This window comes from Enterobacter sp. FB, assembly GCF_000805795.1.
In the GTDB taxonomy this organism is placed as follows: domain Bacteria; phylum Pseudomonadota; class Gammaproteobacteria; order Enterobacterales; family Enterobacteriaceae; genus Enterobacter; species Enterobacter roggenkampii.
The window spans coordinates 334,456-359,208 of record NZ_JSZC01000013.1 but is presented as its reverse complement, the minus strand read 5'-3'; the positions used below and the strand labels follow the sequence as shown (position 1 = coordinate 359,208).

Here is a 24,753-nt window from a genome sequence, read left to right as displayed (position 1 = left end):
TAAGGCGAAGCCGCCACCCGGCACACGGGTTAATGCGCCCCTTTGGCCTGGGTAACAATCTCTTCCAGGTTTTCAGGCATTGGCTCATACGGCGTCTCTTTCGCCGTTGGCGCGTCGACTTTCAACGCCGCCAGCGCGGTCCTGAGAGAATACAACGCCAGCACCACGACCACCACCATAAAGAAGATGGTCAGCCCGGCGTCCAGACGGTTGTTAAACACCAGCTGCGACAGCTGCGATTCGGTGTACTGTGCCGGGATCTTGCCGCTGTCGATCATCGCCTGGAACTTGTTGGCAATCGCCAGGAAGCCCACCTTGTTATCCGGGCTGAAGGCCTTCTGCCAGCCCGCCGTCAGGGTACAAATCAGCAGCCACGCGGTCGGCACCAGCGCCACCCACGCGTAACGCTGGCGCTTCATCTTGAACAGCACCACCGCGCAGAGCATCAGCGCCATGCCCGCCAGCATCTGGTTGGCGATACCGAACAGCGGCCACAGGGTGTTAATCCCGCCCAGCGGATCGACCACGCCCTGATGCAGGAAATAGCCCCACGCCAGCACGCACAGCGCCGTCGCCAGCAGGTTAGCCGGGAGCGAATCGGTCCGCTTCAGGTTCGGGGAGATGACGCCCAGCAGATCCTGCAGCATAAAGCGCGCCGCACGGGTTCCCGCATCCACCGCCGTCAGGATAAACAGCGCTTCAAACAGAATGGCGAAGTGATACCAGAACGAGACGTCCATCAGCCCGCCCAGCGCGCCGTGAAGAATATACGCCATGCCAACCGCCAGCGTCGGCGCCCCGCCCGCGCGGGAGATAATCGACTGCTCGCCCACTTCGCTGGCGATGCTCGTCAACGTTTCAGGCGTAATCGCAAAGCCCCAGCCGCTCACCACCTGCGCGGCGGAAGCCACCACGTCAACGGTGCCCGCCGGAGCCAGGACCGCCATCGGGCTGTTCATCGCGAAATACACGCCCGGGTCGATAATACAGGCGGATACCAGCGCCATGATGGCGACGAAAGACTCCATCAGCATGCCGCCGTAGCCAATCAGGCAGGCCTGATTTTCATTCGCGAGCATCTTCGGCGTCGTCCCGGAGGCGATCAGCGCGTGGAAGCCCGACACCGCACCGCAGGCGATGGTAATAAACAGGAACGGGAACAGATTGCCGGTCCAGACCGGGCCGGTACCGTCGATAAATTTGGTTAACGCCGGCATGGTCAGCGTTGGGCGCATAATCAGAATACCGATTGCCAGCCCGACAATGGTGCCGATTTTCAGGAACGTTGAGAGATAGTCACGCGGAGCCAGCAGCAGCCACACCGGCAGCACCGCCGCCACAAAGCCGTAGCCCACCAGCATCCAGGTCAGTTGTACGCCGGTAAAGTCGAAGAACGGCGCCCAGGTCGGGCTTTCCGCCACCCAGCCGCCGGAGATAATGGCGAACACGAGGAATACCAGGCCAATCACCGACACTTCACCAATGCGGCCCGGACGCAGGTAGCGGATGTAGATCCCCATGAACAGCGCCAGCGGAATGGTAAAGGCAACGGTATAGGTTCCCCATGGGCTGTGGGTCAGCGCTTTCACCACGATCATCGCCAGCACCGCGAGGATGATCACCATGATCATAAAGGTCGCCACCAGCGCAATCACCCCGGCAGTGGCCCCCATCTCCTCTTTCACCAGCTCACCCAGCGAACGTCCGTCGCGGCGGGTAGAGACGAACAGCACCATAAAGTCCTGCACCGCCCCCGCCAGCACCACCCCGGCGAGGATCCAGATCATACCCGGCAGGTAACCCATCTGCGCCGCCAGCACCGGCCCCACCAGCGGGCCTGCCCCGGCAATCGCCGCAAAATGGTGACCGAACAGCACTTTCTTGTCGGTCGGCACATAGTCCAGACCGTCGTTATGGCGGACGGCAGGCGTCATGCGCGTTGCATCAACGCCCAGGACGTTCCTGGCGATATAGCGGCCATAAAAACGATAGGCGATCAGGTAAACGCAGACCGAGGCAACGACGATCCAGAGCGCGTTGATCTGCTCTCCCCGGTTGAGGGCGATATAGCCCAGGGCAAAAGCTCCCACAACGGAGAGCCCTGCCCATGTAAGGTATTTCCCTGAGTTGTTCATAGTTGTTGTCCGTTGTCGTGAAACAGTGAGATGTTACATTTTGTTTCTAGAACAACCGGAAAAATTTAACAACTTTGAAACGCAATAATGCGTGGTCAAACCAGAGATTTACACCACAGTGTTAAGCCGATCACTTTGATCTGCCTGAGTTAGCCCAGCACCATCGTGCTTAACCGGCAGGTGCAGCACCGCCGCCCCTGCTCGTCGAAGACCCCAATCTCCCAGCTCTGGCTCGAACGCCCAAGATGCAGCGGCTGACACACGCCGCGAACCTTGCCGTGGGAAACGGCCCGATGATGCGTGGCGTTCAGCTCCGTGCCCACCACGCTCTGCCCGTCGCGGGTCATCAGAAATCCGGCCATTGAGCCGAGCGTTTCCGCCAGCGCCGCCGAGGCCCCGCCGTGCAGCAGGCCAAACGGCTGATGGGTACGCGCATCCACCGGCATCTCCGCTTCCAGCGCGTCGTCCCCGAGGCGGGTATAGACGATGCCCAGGTTCGCCACCAGGGTATTCACGCTGGTGGCGTTCAGCTCCTCAAGCGATAAATGACGTTTCCAGATCATTTACGCCCCCAGCGTGGAGCCGCCGTCCACCACGATATCCTGCAGGGTGATGTGGCTGGCGGCATCGGAGGCAAGGAACAGCACGGTCGCAGCTATCTCCTGCGGGCGGGCGATTTTGCCCAGCGGAATGCCGAGCTTGAACTGCTCGCCAAAGCCGCGAATACGCTGCTGTTCCGCGTCGTCGCTGGTCCACAGGGTGCGCTGCATGTCGGTGTCCGTTGAGCCCGGCGACACCAGGTTACAGCGCACGCCGCAGCTCGCCAGCTCCAGCCCGACGGTCAGGGCCAGGCTTTTCAGCGCCGCTTTCGACGCACCGTAGGCGCTCATGCCAATGCGCGGCGCGTGCGCCGCGTCGGACGCCACGGTAACAATCGCCCCGCCCTGCTGACGGCGGAACTGGCCCATCGTCAGCTGGAACAGGTTGAACGCGCCGCCGACGTTGACCGCAAAGGTATCCTGCCAGTCTTCCTGCGAGAGTTGGTCCGTCGCCCCCATGCGCAGGATGCCTGCCGCGTTGACCAGCACGTCCAGGCGGTCGAGCGAAGTCAGCACGCGCCCGCACACCTCATGCACCTGCCCGGCATCCGCCACGTCCAGCGTTTCGGTGGCAAACGGATAATCATCCTGCGGGAAGGCCAGATCGAACCCGGTCACCTGCGCGCCGGCTTCGGCAAACGCCAGTGCGGTCGCGTAGCCAATCCCCTTCCCCGCGCCCGTCACCCAGACGGTTTTGCCGGTGAAATCAAACACCATCACTTCACCTCGCGGGAGAGCAGCGCCCACCAGGCGTCGAGGGTCGGATTTTTGGCCAGCATCACGAAGTCGATATCGCCGTGCACTTTGCGCCAGCGGGCGGCGAGCGCCATCATCCGTACTGAATCCAGGCCGTAGTCGATCAGGTTTTCGTCATCCATCGGCTCGTCGGACTCGTCCAGCAGCGGCAGGATCAGCGCGCGCAGCGCGGCTTTCGTTGCCGGAACGGACGGCAGCAGCTCGTCGGTCATCACCACGCGGCCCGAACGTCCGGCCACGTATTTCAGCGACATCAGGTGCTCGTCGCGGGTGAAGTCCGCCAGCGCATCGGCAATAAAGAACGGCTTGATGTCGCGCATAAAGGCGTCGGTGGCGGTGGTCATGCAGCCGATGTGGGCGTAAACGCCGGTAATCAGCAGCTGGTTGCGGCCGGTCTCTTTCAGCATCTGCTCCAGCGGCGAGCGGTGAAACGCGCTGTAGCGCCACTTCACCAGCACCGTGTCCGCTTCGTCCGGCGCCAGCTCGGCGACGATGCGCTGCTGCTCCGGCGAGCGGGTGAGGCCCGGCCCCCACATGTCGTTCAGCAGGGCGCGGTCTTCATCGCTCTGCTCTTTCGGCTGCGCGGTGTAGTACACCGGGATATTGTGTTCTTTGCAGTACGCGCGCAGTTTAGCGATGTTCGCGACTACCTGCTGCATCATCGCGCTATTTTCGCCCCAGAAGTTCAGGAAGTACTCCTGCATATCGTGGATCAGCATCGCGGCGCGCTCCGGCTCAAACGCCCAGTTCACCTTGCTGGTCGGCAGCTCTGCGGCGGTCGGCAGCGCGTAAGCGGTTAATTTTGGAATGGCCATACTCTGTTCCTCAGCCCCGGGCGCGTTCAGCAAGCCACAGGCGCAACTGTTTCTTATCGACTTTGCCGACCGGCGTCAGCGGAAGCGCATCCACGCTCTCCACGCGGTCCGGCAGCTTAAATTCGGCAACGCCCTGCTCGCGCAGGAAGCGGCGCACCTCCACCGCGCGCAGGGGCTGTTTCACCACCAGATACGCGCAGCTCTTCTCGCCCAGCAGGCTGTCCTCCATGCTCACCAGCGCGGCGTGGATCACCGACCCATGGCGCAGCAGCAGGTTCTCGATCTCCTCGGCGGCGATCTTCTCGCCGCCGCGGTTGATCTGATCTTTCTCGCGCCCCTGCACGGTGATGTAGCCCTGCTCGTCAATGGCGATCAGATCCCCGGAGCAGTAAAAGCCGTCGGCGTCGAAGGCGCTGGCGTTGTGTTCCGGGCTGTTGAAATAGCCGCGGAAGGTGTACGGGCCGCGCGTCATCAGGCGTCCGACCTCCCCACGCGGCAGCGGGTTGCCGTGCTCGTCCGCCACCCACACTTCGTCGTCCGGGCACATCGGGCGGCCCTGGGTGTTGATGATGCGTTCCGAGGCGTCGTCGAGCGCGGTGTAGTTCACCAGCCCTTCCGCCATGCCGAACACCTGCTGCAGCTGGCAGCCAATTTCCGCCGGAATACGCGCCGCGAGCGTGGCGGAAAGGCGCGCGCCGCCCACCTGCAGCAGCTTCAGTGATTTTAGCTGCGCGCTGTCCGCCCCGTCGGCAATCGCCTGCAGCCAGAGGCTGACGGCAGGCGGCACCAGCGAGGTGACGTTAATCTGATGCTGTTCAATCAGCGGGAAGCAGAGCGTGGCGCTCGGATCGTTCGCCAGCACCACGCAGCCGCCCGCGGTAAAGACGCCTAACGACCCCGGCGAGCTCATGGCGTAGTTGTGCGCCGCAGGGAGCGCGTTCAGGTAACGCGTTTCGGCGGTAATGCCGCAGATCTCGTTGCTGCGACGAATGCTGTAGTCATAGTCGTTGTGCGTGCGCGGGATCAGCTTCGGCGTGCCGGTGCTGCCGCCGGAGAGCTGGAAAAACGCCACCTCGTCGGCGGGCGTCGGGTTGGCAATAAAATTGTCCGCCGGGCGGGTAATCGCCGCCTCCAGCGCATGCTCGCCCCCGTCACCGCGAAGCAGGACGACGCGTACCGAACGGTGTTCACCCACGAAAGCGTTGAGGAAGTCATCGCCCGCAAACAGCGCGTGGTCGCGATCGGCGATCAGCACGGCGGGGTTGATCTGCGCCGCGTAGGCGTTGAGTTCGCTACGCTGATGGCTAAAGAGCGCGTTCACCGGCGCGACGCCGATTTGCAGCAGCGCGAAGAAGGTCATGTAGAACTCGGCCACGTTGCCAAGCTGCACCAGCGCCGTCTCGCCGCGCTGCAATCCTCGCGCCTGAAGGGCTGAGGCCAGGTTGCTTACGGCCTGATTCAGCGCGCGGTAGGTAATGTGGCGATCGCCATCGATAATCGCCACCGCATCGCTGTCCGCCCGATCCGTCAGGATGTGGGTCAACGGCAGATCCTGCCAGTAGCCTTTTTCACGGTAGCGGCGGGCAAAATCCTCAGGCCAGCGGGTAAAGGGAATGGTCATGAGTCTTCCTTAGTGCAAACCAAACACGTTGAGCATGGTGGAGAGCTTCACGCCCGTCTCGCGCCACTCGCCCACCGGGGAGGAGGCAGGCACAATGCCCGCACCGGCAAACAGGCGAACGGTATTTTCGCGAAGACGCGCGCAGCGGATGGTCACCACCCACTCGCCGTTGCCTTCGCTGTCGCACCAGCCAACGATGCCGCCGAACAGCTCGCGGTCGAACGGCTCCAGCTCGGCAATCAGCTCTTTCGCCACCTGATGCGGGAAGCCGCTCAGCGCCGGGGTCGGGTGCAGCAGGCAGGCCAGCGTCAGGGCGTTCTCGTTTTCACGCGCCTCGCCTTCTACCGGCGTTGCCAGATGCCACAGCGTCGGCGTGGTAATCAGTTGAGGAGAATCAGGCATGCTGAGATGGTGGCTGCGCGGTGCCAGAATGGCCTTCATCGCCTGGGTGACCAGGTCGTGCTCGTGGCGGTCCTTTTCGGAGGCCAGCAGCTTGTTGCCCGCCTCGCGATCCAGCACGTCGTCAGGCTGACGGCGCGCGGAGCCCGCCAGCGGCAGCGAGCTAAAGTGCGCTCCCTCTTTGCGCAGCAGCAGCTCCGGGCTGGCGCCCAGCAGCACCCCGCCGTCTTCCAGCGGCACGTGGAAGTTGAAGCTCGCCGGGTTCTGGGCGATCAGGCGCTCCATCAGAGCGCCGCTGTCCAGGCGTTTGTCGGTCGCGATATCAATCAGGCGCGACAGGACCACCTTGTTCACCTGCGGCGTGGCGGTCAGCGACGCGGCGCGAGCGACCATCTCTTCGAAGACGGGCTGCGGCGGGATCTCGGTGCGTTGTGCCACCTTCAGGGCCTGCGCGCCGGAAAAATAACGTGCGGACTGCTGACGTGCGGGACGGGAAAAGGTCTCCCAGCGTTGCGGAATAAACAGCGACGAGGGCTTGCGGGTGTCGAACGGGATCGCCCCCACCATCACCGGGTGAGCAATACCGCTGGCTTTTGCCGTGCGGAAGGCCTGGGCTAATTTTTGCTGGAAGCGACCCGCCGGATCGTCACCGCCGACGGCGGGTTCACTGAAGCGGGAAAAGCAGCCGGACGTGGTAAAGCTGCGGTAAGGCGACATAAAGAAAAAACGGTCTGATTCCAGCGTGGTTGCGGCGTGCTGAACTTCCTCAGCCAGGGACGTATCCATATCATCCTCCTCAAAATGATAAAAGAAGCAATAATGATTATCATTTATATTTTCGTCGGCTAACCTAATCCCACATCGCTTCGCTGTCAACCGTCGGGCAAATAACTTGTGCGACAAAAGCTTGCATCCCGTTGCGGCAAATATGAAAATGAGAAGCATTATCTCCAACAAAAACAGGATCCCGCGCTGTGAAATTCCCTGCCGTTTTCCGTAATCCCCTGCTTTTATTATCACTTTTTGTTTTAGGACTTACCTCAGCTGCTGCCGCCGACTGGCCCCGTCAGGTGACCGACAGCCGCGGCGTTCACACGCTTGAGAGCAAACCGACGCGCATTGTCTCCACCAGCGTGACCTTAACCGGCTCCCTGCTGGCCATTGACGCACCGGTCGTCGCCAGCGGCGCGACCACGCCGAACAACCGCGTGGCGGATGGACAGGGTTTCCTGCGCCAGTGGGGCGATATGGCGAAGCAGCGCAAGGTTGCCCGGCTGTATATCGGCGAGCCGAGCGCTGAAGCGGTGGCCGCGCAAATGCCGGACCTGATTTTGATCAGCGCCACCGGCGGGGATTCCGCGCTGGCGCTGTACGATCAGCTTTCCGCCATTGCGCCGACGCTTATCATTAACTACGACGACAAGAGCTGGCAGGCGCTGCTGACCCAGCTGGGCGAGATAACCGGACACGAAAAGCAGGCCGCAGAGCGCATTGCCGCGTTTGATAAACAGCTCGCGCAGGTGAAACAGCAGATGACGCTGCCGCCGCAGCCGGTGAACGCCATCGTCTACACCGCCGCCGCGCATTCCGCCAACCTGTGGACCGCCGAATCGGCGCAGGGCAAGCTGCTGCACCAGCTGGGCTTTACGCTGGCGGACCTGCCTGCCGGGTTGCAGACCTCAACAAGCCAGGGCAAGCGCCACGACATTATCCAGCTGGGCGGTGAAAACCTGGCGACGGGGCTGAACGGCGAAGGGCTGTTTGTGTTTGCCGGTGACGAGAAAGACGTGGCGGCGATTTACGCTAACCCGCTGCTGGCGCACCTGCCGTCGGTAAAAAACAAGCGCGTATGGGCGTTGGGAACCGAGACGTTCCGCCTGGATTATTACAGCGCGATGTTGGTGTTGCAGCGTTTAGAGGCAATTTTCGGGTAATGCCTGCGCCCGGTGGCGCTTTGCTTACCGGGCCTACGGGTGCAAAATGTAGGCCGGGTAAGGCGCAGCCGCCACCCGGCAAATCACACAGGGGCACTCTCCTGCCTGAAACGGCGCAATTCCACCAGCGCCACCAATAAGATCACACCAACCATTGCTAACACAAACCCGCTGCTGCTCGCCGACGCCGCCGGGGTCATTATTGCCCCCAGCCCGCCGAGGATCGCCGCGCCAATGGCATCGCCCGTGACGTTCTGCGCGGTCCACAGGCCGTTAATGCGCCCGAGCATTCCTTCCGGCGTCTGGGTCTGGATCAGGGTGTACTGCAGCAGCGAGCTGATGGCGCTCAGCCAGCCGAAGATCACCAGACACATCACCCCCAGCGCCCAGACCGGCATCAGGCTGAAGAAGCCAATGGCGATAAACGAGGCCAGCGTGGCAAGCAGCATAATCAACCCCGGCCGCGCGCTCTGTGCCAGGTTGCCGCTGGTCAGCGCCCCGCACGCCGCGCCGAGCGGAATGGCGGCGTAGAGAATGCCTATTTCCGAGGCGCTCATCTGCCACTCGCCCGCCAGCGCCGGGTACAGCACGCGCACGGCGCTCGCCATCGTCAGCAGGCCGCCGAGAAGCGCAATCCCGCCAATCAGCGGGTTGCTGAACAGGAAACGAATAGCGGCCATCAGCGATTTCAGCGGATGCTCGCGCGGCTGCGGCGGAGGAGGCAGCAGCGGCAGGCGCAGCAGCGTCAGCGTGGTGATAAAGGTCCCCGCCGCGGCCAGGCCGTAGTTCCACGCCACGTTGCCGGTTGCCAGCAGCAGGCCGCCGACCATCGGCGAAATCACCGAGCCGAGGCGCACGGTGAGCATGGTGATCGCCCCCGCCTGCATCAGATTTTCTCGCCCGACCAGCGCGGGCGTCGCCGCCAGCAGCGCCGTCACGCCTAAGGAGGCAAAAAAGCCGTCCCACAGCCCGAGGGCATATATGGCCATCAGCGACGGCTCCGGCAGCATGGCGTTCAGACACAGCCCGATAAAGCCCACGCCGCAGGTGCCGCGTGCCAGCAGGATCAGCTTTTTACGCTCGTAGCGGTCCGCCAGCACGCCGCCGACCATCAGGCCGATAAACATCGCCCCGCCGGTTAACGTCACCGATAACCCCACCAGCCAGCTGGAGTGGGTCATCGTCTGGATCTGGACCGGTACGGCCACGCCGAGCAGGCCGAGGGATAAAATGGAGATAAAGCGGGCGATAAACACGGCGCGATACGCCGGGTGCGTTTTAAGCAGGCTGAGGTTGAGCAGCCAGGATTTTTGATTCATGACAAAGCCTTGAGTGTAATTCTACCCATTCCATGGGCGCACATGCTAACATAGCCAAATAAGATAGATAACGATAATCACTATCATTATCAAATCATGGATGTTGCTATGTCGTTTTCCTCTTCTTCGGTGCGCGCCGTTGCCGTGCCCGTTTTATTGCTGCTATTGAGCCTGGCGATTGCACTCAGCCTGCTGGTCGGCGCCAGGCCGCTGCCTGCGTCCGTTATTGTCGATGCGTTCTCCGGCACCTGTCAGAGCGCCGACTGCACTATCGTGCTCGACGCCCGCCTGCCCCGCACCCTTGCTGGACTGCTGGCCGGCGGCGCGCTCGGCCTTGCCGGTGCCCTGATGCAAACCCTCACCCGCAACCCGCTGGCGGACCCCGGCATTCTCGGCGTGAACGCCGGCGCCAGCTTTGCCATCGTACTCGGCGCGGCGCTGTTCGGCTTCACCTCTCCGTCTGAGCAGCTGGTAATGGCCTTCTGCGGCGCGCTGGCCGCCTCGCTGGTGGTCGCGTTTACCGGCAGCCAGGGCGGCGGACAGCTGAGCCCGGTACGCCTGACGCTGGCGGGCGTGGCGCTCGCCGCGGTGCTGGAAGGCTTATCTAACGGCATCGCCCTGCTCAACCCGGACGTTTACGACCAGCTGCGCTTCTGGCAGGCCGGCTCGCTGGATATCCGCACCCTTGAAACCCTGAAAGTGGTGGCGTTCCCGGTTATTATCGCCGCCGCCGTGGCGCTGTGTTTAAGCCGGGCACTGAACAGCCTGAGCCTCGGCAGCGACACCGCCACCGCGCTCGGCAACCGCGTCGCGCGCACGCAGCTGATTGGCCTGCTTACCATCACCGTCCTGTGCGGCAGCGCGACCGCCGTGGTCGGGCCAATCGCCTTTATCGGCCTGATGATGCCGCACATGGCGCGCTGGCTGGTAGGGGCGGATCACCGCTGGTCTCTGCCGGTCACGCTGCTGGCGACGCCTGCCCTGCTGCTGTTTGCCGACGTGCTGGGCCGCCTGCTGGTGCCGGGTGAACTGCGCGTCTCGGTGGTCAGCGCCTTTATCGGCGCACCGGTGCTGATTTTCCTGGTGCGCCGTAAACGCGGAGGTGGCGCATGAGGGCCCCGTCCCGTCGTTTAGTCACCAGCGTCTCCCTGCTGGTCGTCGCCAGTCTGCTGCTGGCGGTCTGGAGCCTGCAAAGCGGTGCCGTAACGCTTGATTTCGCGCAGGTATTTCACGCTCTCACCGGCAGCGCGCCGCGTAACATCACCATGGTGGTCACTGAATGGCGACTGCCGCGCGTGGCGATGGCAATCCTGGTCGGCGCGGCGCTCGGCGTCAGCGGTGCGATATTCCAGTCGCTGATGCGCAACCCGCTCGGCAGCCCTGACGTGATGGGCCTCAATACCGGGGCCTGGAGCGGCGTGCTGGTGGCGATGGTGCTGTTCGGCCAGCACCTGACGGCCATTACCTTCACGGCGATGGCGGGCGGCATTCTGACGTCGCTGGTTATCTGGCTGCTGGCCTGGCGCAACGGTATCGACACCTTCCGGCTGATCATTATCGGTATCGGCATCCGTGCGATGCTGATGGCCTTTAACACCTGGCTGCTGCTGCAGGCCTCGCTGGAAACGGCGCTTTCCGCCGGGCTGTGGTACGCAGGTTCTCTCAACGGCCTGACGTGGGGCAAAACCTGGCCCGCCGCGCCGCTGATTGTGCTGATGTTTATCGGCGCGCTGCTGCTGGTGCGACGCATGCGGCTGCTGGAGATGGGCGACGACAGCGCCTGCGCGCTGGGCGTGAGCGTCGAACGCTCGCGCCTGATGCTGATGCTGGTGGCGGTACTGCTGACCGCCGCCTCCACCGCCATCGCCGGGCCGATCTCGTTTATCGCCCTTGTCGCGCCGCATATCGCACGACGTCTAAGCGGGACGGCGCGCTGGGGATTAACTCAGGCGGCGCTGTGCGGCGCGCTGTTACTGCTGGCCGCCGATCTCTGCGCCCAGCGGCTGTTTATGCCTTATCAACTGCCGGTGGGCGTAGTGACCGTCAGCCTCGGCGGGATTTACCTTATCGTCTTGCTCGTTCAGGAGTCACGCAAGAAATGACAGACACAACCACCCGCTTGCGCGGCGAACATCTCACCCTCGGCTACGGCAAAAAAATCGTTGCCCGCGATTTATCCGTCGTCATTCCGGACGGCCACTTCACGGCGATTATCGGCCCGAACGGCTGCGGAAAATCGACCCTGCTGCGCACGCTGAGCCGCCTGATGACGCCGGTGGAGGGCAGTGTCTTCCTGGACGGGGAGCAGATCCAGCGCTTCGCCAGCAAAGAGGTGGCCAGGCGCATCGGGCTGCTGGCGCAAAACGCCACCACGCCGGGGGACATCACGGTGCAGGAGCTGGTCTCGCGCGGGCGCTACCCGCACCAGCCGCTGTTTGCCCGCTGGCGTAAAGAGGACGACGAGGCGGTGAACCGCGCGATGCAGGCAACGGGCATCACCGATCTCGCCCAGCAGAGCGTGGACACCCTTTCCGGCGGCCAGCGTCAGCGGGCGTGGATTGCGATGGTGCTGGCACAGGAAACGTCGATCATGCTGCTGGACGAGCCGACAACCTGGCTCGACATCAGCCATCAGATTGACCTGCTGGAGCTGCTGAGCGAGCTGAACCGCACGCAGGGCTACACCCTGGCGGCGGTGCTGCACGATTTAAACCAGGCGTGCCGCTACGCCACGCACCTGATTGCCTTGCGCGACGGGGAGATTGTGGCGCAGGGTACGCCGAAAGAGATTGTCACGCCGGAGCTGATCGCGCGGATCTACGGTATGCGCTGCATGATTATTGACGATCCGGTGGCGGGAACGCCGCTGGTGGTGCCGTTAGGTCGGCGGTAATTGCCGGGTGGCGGCTACGCCTTACCCGGCCTACACTCGGCTCCCGTAGGCCGGGTAAGGCGTAGCCGCCACCCGGCGCTTTTGACGTTACCCCAAAATCTCCCTCAACACTGGCCCAATTTTCTCAAACGCCTGCGGTGAAATGATATCCACGTGGGCGCAATCCTGGCTGTACACCTCCAGTTCCCCCACCCACGGTGCCCAGGCGGCCTGCGGATCCATCATGCGCGTGCGTTCGGCAACAAACAGCGTTGCTTTACCGTCAAAGCGTGAACTGTGCGCCGTGGTGAGCAGCCGCACCGCATCGGCGTAGTTGCCTTCGATAGCGTTAAACAGCTCGCTGGAGCCCTGCCCCTGCTGGGCGGCGATAAACGCCTGCCGCTCGCGCTCGATCTCCGCCAGCACCGCCGGGTCGAGGCCGTTGGCCTCTTTTTCCGCCCAGTTCTGGGTTTCCGGCGGCCAGGTATCCAGCAGGCCGAGGAACGCCACCGCTTCACCCTGCTCGCGCAGGCGGGCCGCAATGCCCTGCGCCAGCGTGCCGCCGAGGGAATAGCCGAACAGGTAATACGGCCCCTGCGGCTGCTGCTTACGCAACGTGTTCAGGTGATGGTCGATGACCCCATCGAGATCCGCGCACTGCTGCATCGGGCCGTCCGGACGCGGCGACTGAATGCCGACGATTGACCAGCGCGGGCTGAGGTAGCGCGCCAGGACGCTAAACTGCCAGGCAAAGCCGGACGCCGGATGGAAGCAGAACAGCGTCGGGCCGTCGCCCTCACGCAGCGGCAGAAGGGTTTCATATCCCAGACGCTGCGCCTGCTCGTCGCTCATTTGCGAGTCCAGCAGCGCGCTAAGCTTACTCACCGTCGAGGCGACCATAATTTGCCCCGGCGTGACCTTGCGGTTGAACGCGCGGCTGAGTTGCGCCGCCAGACGCATCGCCAGCAGCGAGTGGCCGCCGAGGGCAAAGAAATCCGCCTCAATGTCGCTGATCTCACAGCCCAGCAGCGCGGCAAACGCCTGCGCCACGGCGATTTCAGTTTCGCTTTCCGGCGCGCGACCGGAGGTTTTACCGTTCAGTTCCGGCAGCGGCAGCGCCTTGCGATCCAGCTTGCCGTTCGCGCTGAGCGGCAGCGCGCTGATTTGCAGCAGCACCACCGGCACCATATGCGGTGGCAGCTGGGTTTTGAGCGATTCCAGCAGCGCGTCGCGGTCCAGCGGTAAGCCGGATTCAGAAACCACGTACCCCACCAGCTGGCGCGCATCGCCGCCCGTCGCCGCCGCCTGGTTGAACACGCAGGCGTGCGCCACGGCCTGGGCCACGTCCGGCAGCGACAGCATCGCCCGGTCGATTTCACCCAGCTCGATGCGCTGGCCGCGGATTTTGAGCTGGTCATCGCTGCGGCCCAGATATTCCACCGCGCCGTTGTCCAGCCAGCGGGCAACGTCCCCGGTGCGGTACATGCGCTCGCCCGGCGCGAACGGGTCGGCAATAAAGCGGCTGGCGGTGAGATCGGGGCGTCCCAGATACCCCTGCGCCAGCTGAATGCCAGTGAGGTAGAGATCCCCCGCCACGCCGAACGGTACCGGGCGCATCATCGCATCCAGAATGCGCAGCCCCGTGTTCCACACCGGGAAGCCGATCGGCACGCTGTTGCCTTCCACCGCCGCCAGCTCGGGCCCAAACGCCGGATACCAGCTGACGTCCACCGCCGCTTCGGTTGGACCATAGAGGTTATGCAGCGGCACATGGGTCAACGCTTCCCACTCACGGCACAGCGCCGTCGGCAGCGCTTCGCCGCTGCAGAACACCTGCTTAAGCGTTCTGCAGCAGTCGACGTTTTCCGGCGTCAGCGAGGCGACAAACGCCGCCAGCATCGATGGCACGAAGTGGGTTGTCGTCACGCCGTAGTGCGCGAAGAAGCTCTGCATCGCCTGCGGATCGCGGTGCGCGTCCGGCTCCGCCATCACCAGCTTCGCCCCGGCGATAAACGGCCACCAGAACTCCCACACCGACACGTCAAAGCTGCACGGCGTTTTCTGCGCCACCACGTCAAACGCCGTCAGCGGATAATGGTCCTGCATCCACTTCAGGCGGTTAACGATGGCAGTATGGCCGACCATGACCCCTTTTGGACGCCCTGTCGAGCCGGAGGTAAAGATGATGTACGCCGTCTGCTCCGGCTTTGCCAGACGCAGCGGTTCAGCATCGGTGGCCGGTAAAAGTGTGTTGTAACTAAACGTCTCGACGGACAGATCGCTAAAGCGCGGAAGCTGTTCGTCGGTGGTAATGAGCAGGGACGGCTTCGCGTCCTCGAGCATCATCCGCAGGCGATCGTCCGGGTAGCCGGTGTCGAGCGGCAGCCACGCGGCGCCCGCCTCCACAATGCCGTGCAGCGCTAACGTCAGGAATACCGAGCGCGGCAGGGCCACCGCCACGCTGTCGCCCGGCTTCACGCCGCGCGCGCGCAGCAGGTTTGCCAGCGCGACGACTTGCTCGCGCATCTGACGATAGCTGAGTTCAACGTGCGCATCCACCAGCGCCGTGGCATCCGGCGTTTTGCTCGCCTGTTCCGCCACCAGATCCGCGAGCGTGGTGGACGGCAGCGCCAGCCCGGTATCGTTGATGCGCGCGAGCTTTGCGTATTCCTGCTCTGAAACGGTTTCCACCTCGCCGCAGCGCAGGTCCGGGTTGGCCGCAAACTGCACCAGCATCGCGTTCAGGCGCGCAACATGTCGCGTCAGCGTCGCCTCGTCGTAACGCTGCTTATTGGCGAGGATCTCCATGCTCAGCCCGCCCTGCTCGTCCGGGAACAGCGCCAGCTCCAGATCGTTCACCGGGCCGGTCGCCAGCGTGTGGGTGATGGCCTCCACGCCGTCGATATCCAGCTGGTAGTCGAACACTTTAACGTTCAGCACCGGGCCAAACAGCGCTTCATCGCCCGCCGCTTTCCCGCTGTCGCGCACGATCTGCTCGGCGTCGTAGCGCTGATGGCGGCGCATTTTTTTCAGCTGGTTCGCCAGGCGCAGCGCCAGCGAGGGCAGGCTCTCCTGGGGATCGATATTGACCGCCAGCGGCAGGACGTTAAGCACCGGCCCGGTCGCGGTGAGCGCCGCGGATCCCATCCGGCGCATAAAGATAAACCCGGCGGCGTAGTCCAGCCGTCCGGTGAGGCGCCCCAGCCACAGCGCCACCAGCGCAAGCGCCAGGTCGGTGCGCTGTACCTGCCCTGCCGCCTGTGCAAGCTGGCTGAAGGCGCGGCCGTCGGCGGTAATTTTCAGACGCAGAATGTCGGTCGTGGCGGCGCGGCCCGGCAGCGGCGCGGAGGAGAGCGAGACCGGAGAAGGCAGCTCTTTGCGCTGCCCGGCCCAGAAGGCGCCGTCGCGCCGGTACGCCTCGCTGTCGCGATAGCGCTGATACTCGTCCACCACCTCTGCGAATGGCGTAAACGGGGATTCCGGCGTGGGTTCGCCCTTTTTCCACGCGGCATAAATCGCGGCGATCTGGCGGGTTATGGCCGGGAAGCTGAAGCCATCCACCACCAGATGGTGATAGCGCTGATACCAGTACCAGTGGCTTTCCCCCACCTGAATCAGCTGGTGAAACGCCAGCAGCTGACCGCTGTCGACGCGCAGGTTCTGGTTAAGATCGGCGTCCATCAGCGCCACGGCGGCGGCGTGGGAATCAACGCGAACGATGGACGGTTCCGGCAGAATGAAGGTGTCATCCACCCACTGCCACACCTCACCGTTGTCTTCCACAAAGCGCATGCGCAGGGTATCGGCCTGCATCATGCCCGCGGCAACGGCTTTTGCCAGCAGCGGCGCATCGATATCGCCTTTCAGCTCGGTGTAGTGCGCCACGCTCCAGGCGTTTGGCAGCGTGGACAGCTGTTCCGCCATCCAGATACCCGGCTGGGCGGCGACGAGAGGAAGACGGTTCATGCGTTCTCCCCCGCGAAATAAGACGGCTCAAGCGTCTGCCAGCGTTCCGCCAGCCACTGCTGGCACGCCTCCTGAGACTGTGCTTCGCACACCACGCCCCACCCTGCCGGCAGTTCGCACTGCTGTGGCCACAGGCTGTACTGCCCCTGGTCGTTTTGCAAAATGGCGAACTGTCCCTGCGGATTATCGAAAGGATTGCTGAATTCCATACAGACTCCGTTAGTGAATAAGCGGCTGCCAGAGGGTGATAAGCCCCTGCGTCAGCCCACCGCGCCAGCAAAGTGCATCGTGTCCGCCGTCAACCTGACGCCAGATAACCGGTTGGTGTGTGTGCAGTTCGGCATAAATCGCCTGATTCGCGCGGAAGATGAGCGGCTCGTTGCGCCCGGCCTCAAGAAGGATGCGTAGCCCGCGAGGGGATATTTCGCCGGTTTTAAGTTGCTCGATTAACAGCCCGTCCTGCTGGCCGCTGCGGTGTGGCCACCAGTAGGAGCCGGACTGGCTAAGCACGCAGCCAAAACGCTGCGGCCAGTGCAGTGCGGCATAAAGGGAAGAGAGACCGCCAAAGCTTTGCCCTGCGACCACCGTACGGTCGGCGCGGTCGCTAAACGGCGCATGTTTTTGGACAAGGGGGAGAAGTTCTTCCTGCACCGCCAGCCAGAAGTCGGGATTGCACGGCAGCTCGCGGTTGCGATGCGTCATATCGATAACATCGATTAAGACGTAGACCGCTGGCGGCAGGTTGCGCCCGGCAGTGAGCGACGCCAGCGCAGGCCAGACCGGCATGCTTTCGGCCCAGAACTGCCCGTCGAGCAGCACCGCCAGCGGGCGTTCCGGGCTATGATCCCCGGTGGTGAAAATCCAGATGCGGCGGCGATTTTTCAGGCGCGCGCTTTCCCACTCAATGCAGACTGGCGGCTGATACGGCGTATCGGGATGATTCCACCCCGGCTGAACCGGTGCTTGCGGCATTTCCAGCGCGGAAACGGCATGGCCGCGCCCGCCGCGCCAGCTTTGCGGGTTCAGCGGGTCTGAAACCGCGTGCGGCAGCAGCTTGCGCCAGCCTTCACGCAGCGCCATGCGTTCCGGCTGCTCGCCTTCAAACACAACGCTGGCAAAATCGTTTTCATTCACGGAAGGGATAAAACAGTAGCTTCCGCGCCACTCGGGGCTGAAATCGCCCTGCCACTGCCAGACGTCGGTATCGGGAATGCGTTCGAGGGACTGCGGGCGGGCATTTTGATGGTGATCGGTCACGCCGGTGACGTAGAGCCAGACGCGTTTGATCGGTGACGTTCTTTGCGTTCCTGTCGGGTCACGCCACCAGAACGTGACGCGATAGTTTCCCTTTTCCGGCGTCCATTCAGGCCCGTTTTTCGACTGCCACCACGCTTCACTTCCCGTTGTTAACGCCGTCACCCTTATAACCTCATGTTTAACAGTCTTTTTTGTTTCAGAGCAAATTTTATTGATAATATTATTGATAACTATTTGCATTTGCAATAGCGTAGTGCCCGCGCTGTGGGAAGCGCTCATAAAACAACCACAAAAGCAGGACGTACAATGAATAAGAAGATTCACTCTCTGGCCTTGCTGGTCAATTTAGGGATTTATGGCGTCGCGCTGCCTGCTCTGGCAGACGACAACACCGCCTCTGCGCAGCACGAAGATACGATGGTGATCACCGCCGCCGAGCAGAATCTGCAGGCGCCGGGGGTATCGACCATCACCGCCGATGAGATCCGCAAAAACCCGCCCGCGCGCGACGTGGCGGAAATCATTCGTACCATGCCGGGCGTTAACCTGACCGGTAACTCCACCAGCGGCCAGCGCGGGAATAACCGTCAGATTGATATCCGCGGCATGGGGCCAGAAAACACCCTGATCCTGATCGACGGCAAGCCGGTGACCAGCCGTAACTCCATCCGTCTGGGCTGGCGCGGCGAGCGTGACACCCGCGGCGATACCGGCTGGGTGCCGCCGGAGATGATCGAGCGCATCGAAGTGATTCGCGGTCCTGCCGCCGCGCGCTACGGCAACGGCGCGGCAGGCGGCGTGGTGAACATCATCACCAAAAAATTCGACGACCAGTGGCACGGCTCCTGGAACACCTACCTGAATGCGCCTGAGCACAAGGATGAAGGTTCCACCAAACGCACCAACTTCAGCCTGAGCGGCCCGCTGGGCGGCGACTTCAGCTTCCGCATGTTCGGCAATCTGGACAAAACCCAGGCCGACGCGTGGGACATCAACCAGGGTCACCAGTCTGACCGTACCGGTGCCTACGCCGACACGCTGCCTGCTGGCCGCGAGGGTGTAGAAAATAAAGACATCAACGGCGTGGTGCGCTGGGACTTTGCGCCGATGCAGTCTCTGGAATTTGAGGCGGGCTACAGCCGTCAGAACAACCTCTACGCCGGTGATACCCAGAACACCAACAACGACAACAGCTCCAGCGGCCTGGTGAAAAAGAACTACGGCAAAGAAACCAACCGTATCTATCGCCAGAACTTCGCGGTGACCTGGAACGGCGGCTGGGATAACGGCATTACCACCAGCAACTGGGCGCAGTACGAGCACACCCGCAACTCCCGTCTGGGTGAAGGGCTGGCGGGCGGTACGGAAGGCTTGTTCAACAGCAATAAATTCACCGACACCGATCTGGCCGACGTGATGCTGCACAGCGAAATCAACCTGCCGATTGATTTCCTCGTTAACCAGAACCTGACGCTGGGTACCGAGTGGAACCAGCAGCGCATGAAAGATTCCACCTCCTTCACGCAAACCCTGCAGGGCGGCACCATTCCGGGCATGAGTAACGATCGCAGCCCGTACACCTCAGCGGAAATCTTCTCCCTGTTCGCTGAGAACAACATGGAGCTGACCGACAGCACCATGCTGACCCCTGCCCTGCGCTTCGACCACCACACCATCGTCGGCAACAACTGGAGCCCGTCCCTGAACCTGTCGCAGGGTCTGGGGGATGACTTCACGCTGAAGATGGGCATCGCCCGCGCCTATAAGGCGCCAAGCCTGTATCAGACCAACCCGAACTACCTGCTCTACAGCAAAGGTCAGGGCTGCTACGCCAGCTCCGACGGCGTAGGCTGCTACATGATGGGTAACGACGATCTTAAGGCCGAAACCAGCATCAACAAAGAGATTGGTCTGGAGTGGAAGCGCGACGGCTGGCTGGCGGGCGTGACCTGGTTCCGCAACGACTACCGCAACAAGATCGAAGCGGGCTACGCGCCGATCGGCCACACCTCGTCCGGTAAAGTGCAGACGGATATCTACCAGTGGGAAAACGTACCGAAAGCGGTGGTTGAAGGGCTGGAAGGCTCCCTGAACGTGCCGGTCAGCGACACCATTAACTGGACCAACAACATCACCTACATGCTGCAGAGCAAGAACAAGGAGACCGGCGACCGTCTGTCGATCATTCCGGAGTACACGCTGAACTCGACCCTGAGCTGGCAGGTTCATCAGGACGTGTCGCTCCAGTCGACCTTTACCTGGTACGGCAAGCAGCAGCCGAAGAAGTACAACTACAAAGGTCAGCCAGTGACCGGGTCTGAGAAAGATGAAGTCAGCCCGTACAGCATCGTTGGTCTGAGCGCGACCTGGGACATGACCAAAAACGTCAGCCTGACCGGCGGCGTGGATAACGTCTTCGACAAGCGTCAGTGGCGTGCGGGTAATGCCCAGACGACCGGGAACGCCACCACCGGCGCGTATATGTACGGCGCGGGGGCTTATACCTATAATGAGCCAGGCCGCACGTGGTATATGAGCGTGAATACGCGATTCTGATAAAGGCAACAACGCCGCCCTCTCCCTGTGGGAGAGGGCTGGGTGAGGGCATCAGGCCGCACTATTTATTGATAGAGGGGAAACCATGCACACCACCCACCGCACGTTCATTCTCGCCGGCCATACCGTACACCACGTCACCTTCGACCCAACCACCTTCACCGACGCCGATCTCCTCTGGCTCCCCCACCACGCTGAGCTTGCAAACGCCGGGCGCAAACGCAAAGCCGAGCATCTGGCAGGCCGCATCGCCGCCGCACATGCCTTACCTGACCACACCGTGCCCGGCATCGGCCCCAGCGGTGAACCGCTCTGGCCGGAAGGCGTTTCAGGGAGCATCACCCACAGCGGCACGCAGGCGATGGCGGTTGCCGTCCGTTATCCAGACGCGCTTGTGGGTATTGATTGCGAAGCCATTCTTCCTGACCGTGAAGCCCGAGAAATCCAGGACGGCATCATTAATGCACAGGAAGCGATGTGCCTGACGCGCTCGGGCTACCCCTTTGCGCTGGCGTTGACGCTTGCATTCAGCGCCAAAGAGAGTCTGTTTAAGGCACTCTACCCGCGGGTGAAGATTTACATGGGTTTTGACTGTGCCCGCATAACAAGACTCAATGAGAAAACACTCACGCTAGCGCTGACCTACCCACAGGCTGAGTTTAAAGTAGGAACTCTATTTACACTTCACTGGCTGCTTCATGGCGACCACGCGATCACTTTGCTGTAACGCTCATCAGGTTTCGAAAATCTTCTTTCATTCCCTATTTGATTTATTTCTCACAACGCAAAAATCGTTTTTTAGGAATATATCAATCTTCTTTTCCATTTCGACAGGAGTAGGATAAAAACCCAATAACCACATTATTACAATGGATTTATAATGCCGGTAAATGAACGCATTATTCCCACCTCAGGAACCCCGATTAACCCAGGCGGTATCCGACAACTCACCATCGGTGAGATAGCCCTCGCGAAGACGCTTTACGGTTACAGTATCCATTATCATCTGGTGTGGGTGCACAGGGAAAGTTATCTTCCTTTTAATCTCCAGCCTGTCGATATAGCGATGAGTCCCAATGGTGAAATGTGGTTTAGAGAAGAAACTTATTCACCTGATTTCTCATTAGAGGACGACTTAGTTAAGAAGCATAGATTTATGCATGAGATGATGCACGTCTGGCAAACACAAAAAGGGATGTTTGTCAGGACCAGAGGATTATTTTCCGGTATTGCTGACTATACTTATAGTTTAGATAAAGTATCTCTATTGCATTATGGGTTAGAACAACAAGCATCAATTGTAAGCGATTACTGGTTATTGAAATACTTTGGTCTGGATAAAAATCAAAGTTTATTACAATATCGCGATCTGCATCTTAAAGAAACACTCTATTATCTCCTGAATAAATATAAAACAGTTTTAAAAGGATTTCCCGGATGAAAAAACTGCTGGTTATTATTGCTATATGTATTTCAATTACCGGCTGTCCCGGTGGTAAACGAGCCCCCAAAACACGACTAACTTTTATTAACGGCAATCATATTTGTTTCAGCATAAATAAAAATGACATTTTGAAATATTATACAATTTATTCAAGCAAAGCCCATCAGATAAGCATAGTGACGGGATCCGGATACGGTGATTTAAACGCTTCCTATCCTGATACTTGTATGAATATTAAATGGGAGAATGAACATACTTACGTAATTCACTACGGCTTAAATGGCAAAGAATATGTACATCAGTTCGATATCGATAAAAATGGCAAGCTAATAAATTTAGGAGAACGATAATGTCACTACCCGCTTACCTATTTCTCTACGACGAGAACGGAATGCTCGTACAGGGCGAATGTATGATGCCAGGTCGAGAAGGTGCTATCGAAATCATGAACAGCAGCTATGGTGTAAAACAAGCCGTCGATAGTCATACCGGAAATATGACCGGAACACGACAGCATGGCCCGGTTACGCTGCATAAGCAATTAGATAAGGTAAGTCCTTACCTTGCCGTTGTCGCTTGCGAAGGAAGACGCCTGCAAAAAGCCATTATTAAATATTATGAAATTATTGAAGCGGGAGCAGAAAGAGAGATCTACACCATCACGCTTGATAGCGTGGTAATATCATCTTTAGATTTTACGCATGTATACTATCCAGGCAGTTCTGCCCCTAACATGCATGAAGTAGTAGGCCTGCGATTTCGTGGCATTCAATGGAACTATGTTAAAGGCAATATTATTTATGATGATGCATGGATGAAATCTGCGCAGAAAGAAAAACAGAATGGTGAATATAAATAAAGGAAATATTGCCTTTCAGTCCCAAAGCACATTTAACGCCTGATGGCGCTTCGCTTATCAGGCCTATGGTAAACCGGTTTTGTAGGCCGGGTAAGGCATCGCCGCCACCCGGCATGAAGGCAGCGGCGATGCCTTTTTACGTTCTTCACTTCAAGGTTCAAACATCTGGGAACATCACGCTATTCCCCGGCGCTTCCCTGTGCAGATGGATAAAGTTCAGGTGCCGTTCATACTGGTCCAGAATGTCCGTAATCACCTGCTCCTTGCTGTAGTCCATCAAATCATTCCCCTGGCTTCCTTCAAGCAGGAAGGTCTCCAGCCGGTAGTAGGTCGATTTCCCGCTGCGCGCCCGGTAGGTAAAGCCGGGGACCGAGTACTGCTGCGGCCAGATCTGGTAGACAAAGTTCTGCTCGTCGCCCATGTGCACCAGCAGATCCAGGTGCCCCAGGGTTTCACCCTCCTCTGGCGGCAGGTTTTTCAGCTCCACGTACGCACCGCGCAGCTTCAGTTCCTGCGCCACCTCTTCCATTGCCGGGAAGCAGACCGTCTCCATCATCTGTTTGGTGTAGCGCGTGCCCGGGTAGTTCATCAGGCGCGACAGGCGTTTCTTCCAGCTCAGTCTGTCCTGCGCCCCCATCGGACGCGGTGCGGTATCGCGGCTGGCGCTGACGCGGCGGTAATCTTCCACCTTGAGCGATTTATACAGCCCGGCCATCACAAAGAAGATGACGAAGCTGAACGGCAGCCCCATGATCACCGTGGTGTTCTGTAGCGCCGAAATGCCGTTGGTCATCAGCATGCCGAGCGTCAGCAGGCCGATGGCGACCGACCAGAAGATGCGCAGCCAGTTCGGGGCATCGCTGTTGATGTCCTTCAGCTTCGAGGTGAAGTTACCCAGCACCAGCGCGCCGGAATCCGCCGAGGTGACGTAGAACAGCAGGCCGGTAATGGTCGCCACGGAGGCGCTAAAGGTGAACGCCGGGTACTGCGCCAGCAGGCTGTAGAAGCCGCGCTCCGGGTGCGCCATCGCTTCATGGGCAAAGGTTGCGTTGCCGTGGATGATCTCGTGCAGCGCGCTGTTGCCGAAAATCGACAGCCACAGCAGGGTAAAGGTGAACGGGATAATCAGCGTGCCCATCACAAACTGGCGGATGGTGCGCCCGCGCGAAATACGCGCCAGGAACAGGCCGACAAACGGCGACCACGCCACCCACCACGCCCAGAAGAACAGCGTCCAGTTGTTCATCCACTCCACCGGACGGTCAAAGGCGAAGCTGTTCAGCGTCATGCCCATAAAGCGGTTCACGTAGTCGCCCACGTTCAGCACTAAGGCATTGAGCAGGAACGAGGTGTCGCCCATAAACAGCACGAACAGGATGAGGCCCAGCGCCAGCGCCACGTTCAGTTCGGAGAGCACGCGGATGCCTTTATCGACGCCCGACGTCACCGAAATGGTGGCAATAATGACGGAGAGCGCAATCAGCGCCGCTTTCGCCGCCATCGAATCCGAAATATCAAACAGCACGCTCAGCCCGTAGTTGAGCTGCACCACGCCAATCCCGAGCGTGGTCGCAATACCGAAGATGGTGCCGATCACCGCCGCGATATCGACGCTGTGGCCAATCGGGCCGTTAATCTTTTTACCGAAAATCGGGTACAGCGCGGAGCGAATGGTGAGGGGCAAATTATAACGATAGCTAAAGTATCCCAGCGCCATGCCCATCAGGGCGTACATTGACCAGCCGGTCAGGCCGTAGTGGAACAGCGTCCAGACCATCGCCTGGCGCGCGGCCTCCATCGTCTGCCCTGCCCCTTCCGGCGGCTGCATATACTGCGTGACCGGTTCCGCCACGGAGAAGAACATCAGATCAATGCCGATGCCCGCGGCAAACAGCATCGCGGCCCAGCTCAGCAGGCTGAATTCTGGCTTGGACTGCTCTGGCCCGAGCTTCACGGAGCCGAAGCGCGAGCAGGCAATGCAGACCACAAAGACGATATAGAGCGTCGCCGCCAGCAGGTAGTACCAGCCGAAGGTCTTTGACACCCAGTTCAGGGTGCGCCCAATCCACTCGGCAGAAAAATCGCGAAAGAAGATCGTTGTCAGGGAAAACAACAAAATCAGCCCGGCGGACGTATAAAAAACGACCGGGTTGATTTTGTCTTTTTCTCTGTCCTGTGAAAGGTCTGTCATCCAGTATCCTCACTGTTTTTGTAACTATTA

At 60.6% G+C, this 24,753-nt stretch carries 20 protein-coding genes; 9 read left to right on the top strand and 11 right to left on the bottom strand.

Features of this window, described 5'->3' with window-relative positions:
• Positions 1-29: 29 nt before the first annotated feature.
• The 6 genes from cstA to entC all read right to left on the bottom strand — a co-directional run bounded on the left by cstA (position 30) and on the right by entC (position 7,111).
• The gene (cstA, locus tag PI91_RS08530) at positions 30-2,135 is read right to left on the bottom strand and encodes a pyruvate/proton symporter CstA (protein ID WP_039265936.1); all 2,106 of its coding nucleotides are present in this window, start codon (positions 2,133-2,135) and stop codon (positions 30-32) included.
• A gap of 149 nt (positions 2,136-2,284) precedes the next feature.
• Entirely contained in the window at positions 2,285-2,698 is a 414-nt protein-coding gene (entH, locus tag PI91_RS08525) for a proofreading thioesterase EntH (RefSeq protein ID WP_008500995.1), read from the bottom strand.
• Positions 2,699-3,451, bottom strand: a complete 753-nt coding sequence (entA, locus tag PI91_RS08520; protein WP_039265935.1) for a 2,3-dihydro-2,3-dihydroxybenzoate dehydrogenase EntA — start codon at positions 3,449-3,451, stop codon at positions 2,699-2,701.
• Complete coding sequence (locus PI91_RS08515) at positions 3,451-4,305, bottom strand: isochorismatase (RefSeq protein WP_039265934.1); 855 nt, start codon at positions 4,303-4,305, stop codon at positions 3,451-3,453. The genes entA and PI91_RS08515 overlap by 1 nt, the downstream gene beginning before the upstream one ends.
• Before the next feature lie 10 nt (positions 4,306-4,315).
• Complete coding sequence (gene entE, locus PI91_RS08510; RefSeq protein ID WP_039265932.1) at positions 4,316-5,926, bottom strand: (2,3-dihydroxybenzoyl)adenylate synthase EntE; 1,611 nt, start codon at positions 5,924-5,926, stop codon at positions 4,316-4,318.
• A gap of 9 nt (positions 5,927-5,935) precedes the next feature.
• On the bottom strand, positions 5,936-7,111 hold the full coding sequence (gene entC / locus PI91_RS08505; protein WP_039265931.1) for an isochorismate synthase EntC: 1,176 nt from the start codon (positions 7,109-7,111) through the stop codon (positions 5,936-5,938).
• Between the two features lie 188 nt (positions 7,112-7,299).
• Here entC and fepB point away from each other — a divergent pair, with 188 nt between their 5' ends.
• Positions 7,300-8,259, top strand: a complete 960-nt coding sequence (fepB, locus tag PI91_RS08500) for a Fe2+-enterobactin ABC transporter substrate-binding protein (RefSeq protein ID WP_039265930.1) — start codon at positions 7,300-7,302, stop codon at positions 8,257-8,259.
• A gap of 83 nt (positions 8,260-8,342) precedes the next feature.
• On the opposite strand, the gene entS is transcribed toward fepB, so the two are convergent.
• On the bottom strand, positions 8,343-9,578 hold the full coding sequence (gene entS, locus PI91_RS08495; RefSeq protein WP_039265929.1) for an enterobactin transporter EntS: 1,236 nt from the start codon (positions 9,576-9,578) through the stop codon (positions 8,343-8,345).
• 108 nt (positions 9,579-9,686) lie between these two features.
• Between entS and fepD the strand changes: the two genes are divergently transcribed.
• Genes fepD through fepC form a run of 3 tightly spaced genes read left to right on the top strand, consistent with a single transcriptional unit; the run spans position 9,687 to position 12,471 of the window.
• On the top strand, positions 9,687-10,691 hold the full coding sequence (fepD, locus tag PI91_RS08490; protein WP_039265927.1) for a Fe(3+)-siderophore ABC transporter permease: 1,005 nt from the start codon (positions 9,687-9,689) through the stop codon (positions 10,689-10,691).
• Positions 10,688-11,680, top strand: a complete 993-nt coding sequence (gene fepG / locus PI91_RS08485; RefSeq protein ID WP_032656144.1) for an iron-enterobactin ABC transporter permease — start codon at positions 10,688-10,690, stop codon at positions 11,678-11,680. Before fepD ends, fepG begins: the two co-directional genes overlap by 4 nt.
• A complete protein-coding gene (gene fepC / locus PI91_RS08480; RefSeq protein ID WP_039265925.1) occupies positions 11,677-12,471 on the top strand; it encodes an iron-enterobactin ABC transporter ATP-binding protein in 795 nt (264 codons plus the stop codon). The genes fepG and fepC overlap by 4 nt, the downstream gene beginning before the upstream one ends.
• Positions 12,472-12,558: 87 nt before the next feature.
• Here fepC and entF read toward each other — a convergent pair whose 3' ends face one another.
• Genes entF through fes form a run of 3 tightly spaced genes read right to left on the bottom strand, consistent with a single transcriptional unit; the run spans position 12,559 to position 17,835 of the window.
• Positions 12,559-16,416 (bottom strand): enterobactin non-ribosomal peptide synthetase EntF, encoded by a 3,858-nt coding sequence (entF, locus tag PI91_RS08475; protein ID WP_039265923.1) that lies wholly within the window; start codon positions 16,414-16,416, stop codon positions 12,559-12,561.
• Positions 16,413-16,625 carry an MbtH family NRPS accessory protein gene (locus PI91_RS08470; protein ID WP_021242619.1) on the bottom strand — a complete coding sequence of 71 codons (213 nt, stop codon included), beginning with the start codon at positions 16,623-16,625 and terminating at the stop codon, positions 16,413-16,415. Before PI91_RS08470 ends, entF begins: the two co-directional genes overlap by 4 nt.
• 10 nt (positions 16,626-16,635) lie before the next feature.
• Positions 16,636-17,835, bottom strand: coding sequence for an enterochelin esterase (gene fes / locus PI91_RS08465; protein ID WP_039265922.1), 1,200 nt, complete (start codon positions 17,833-17,835; stop codon positions 16,636-16,638).
• A 144-nt stretch (positions 17,836-17,979) separates the two neighbouring features.
• Here fes and PI91_RS08460 point away from each other — a divergent pair, with 144 nt between their 5' ends.
• From PI91_RS08460 to PI91_RS08440, 5 genes are all read left to right on the top strand, one after another.
• Entirely contained in the window at positions 17,980-20,229 is a 2,250-nt protein-coding gene (locus tag PI91_RS08460) for a TonB-dependent siderophore receptor (protein ID WP_008500981.1), read from the top strand.
• An 85-nt stretch (positions 20,230-20,314) separates the two neighbouring features.
• Positions 20,315-20,956, top strand: coding sequence for an enterobactin synthase subunit EntD (gene entD / locus PI91_RS08455; RefSeq protein ID WP_039265921.1), 642 nt, complete (start codon positions 20,315-20,317; stop codon positions 20,954-20,956).
• Positions 20,957-21,109: 153 nt separating this feature from the next.
• A complete protein-coding gene (locus PI91_RS08450; RefSeq protein ID WP_052232719.1) occupies positions 21,110-21,670 on the top strand; it encodes a hypothetical protein in 561 nt (186 codons plus the stop codon).
• Entirely contained in the window at positions 21,667-22,023 is a 357-nt protein-coding gene (locus PI91_RS08445) for a putative T6SS immunity periplasmic lipoprotein (protein WP_023334840.1), read from the top strand. Before PI91_RS08450 ends, PI91_RS08445 begins: the two co-directional genes overlap by 4 nt.
• Positions 22,023-22,532 (top strand): type VI secretion system tube protein Hcp, encoded by a 510-nt coding sequence (locus PI91_RS08440; protein ID WP_032656127.1) that lies wholly within the window; start codon positions 22,023-22,025, stop codon positions 22,530-22,532. Before PI91_RS08445 ends, PI91_RS08440 begins: the two co-directional genes overlap by 1 nt.
• Positions 22,533-22,689: 157 nt before the next feature.
• On the opposite strand, the gene betT is transcribed toward PI91_RS08440, so the two are convergent.
• Positions 22,690-24,723, bottom strand: a complete 2,034-nt coding sequence (gene betT, locus PI91_RS08435) for a choline BCCT transporter BetT (protein WP_039265919.1) — start codon at positions 24,721-24,723, stop codon at positions 22,690-22,692.
• Positions 24,724-24,753: the final 30 nt, after the last annotated feature.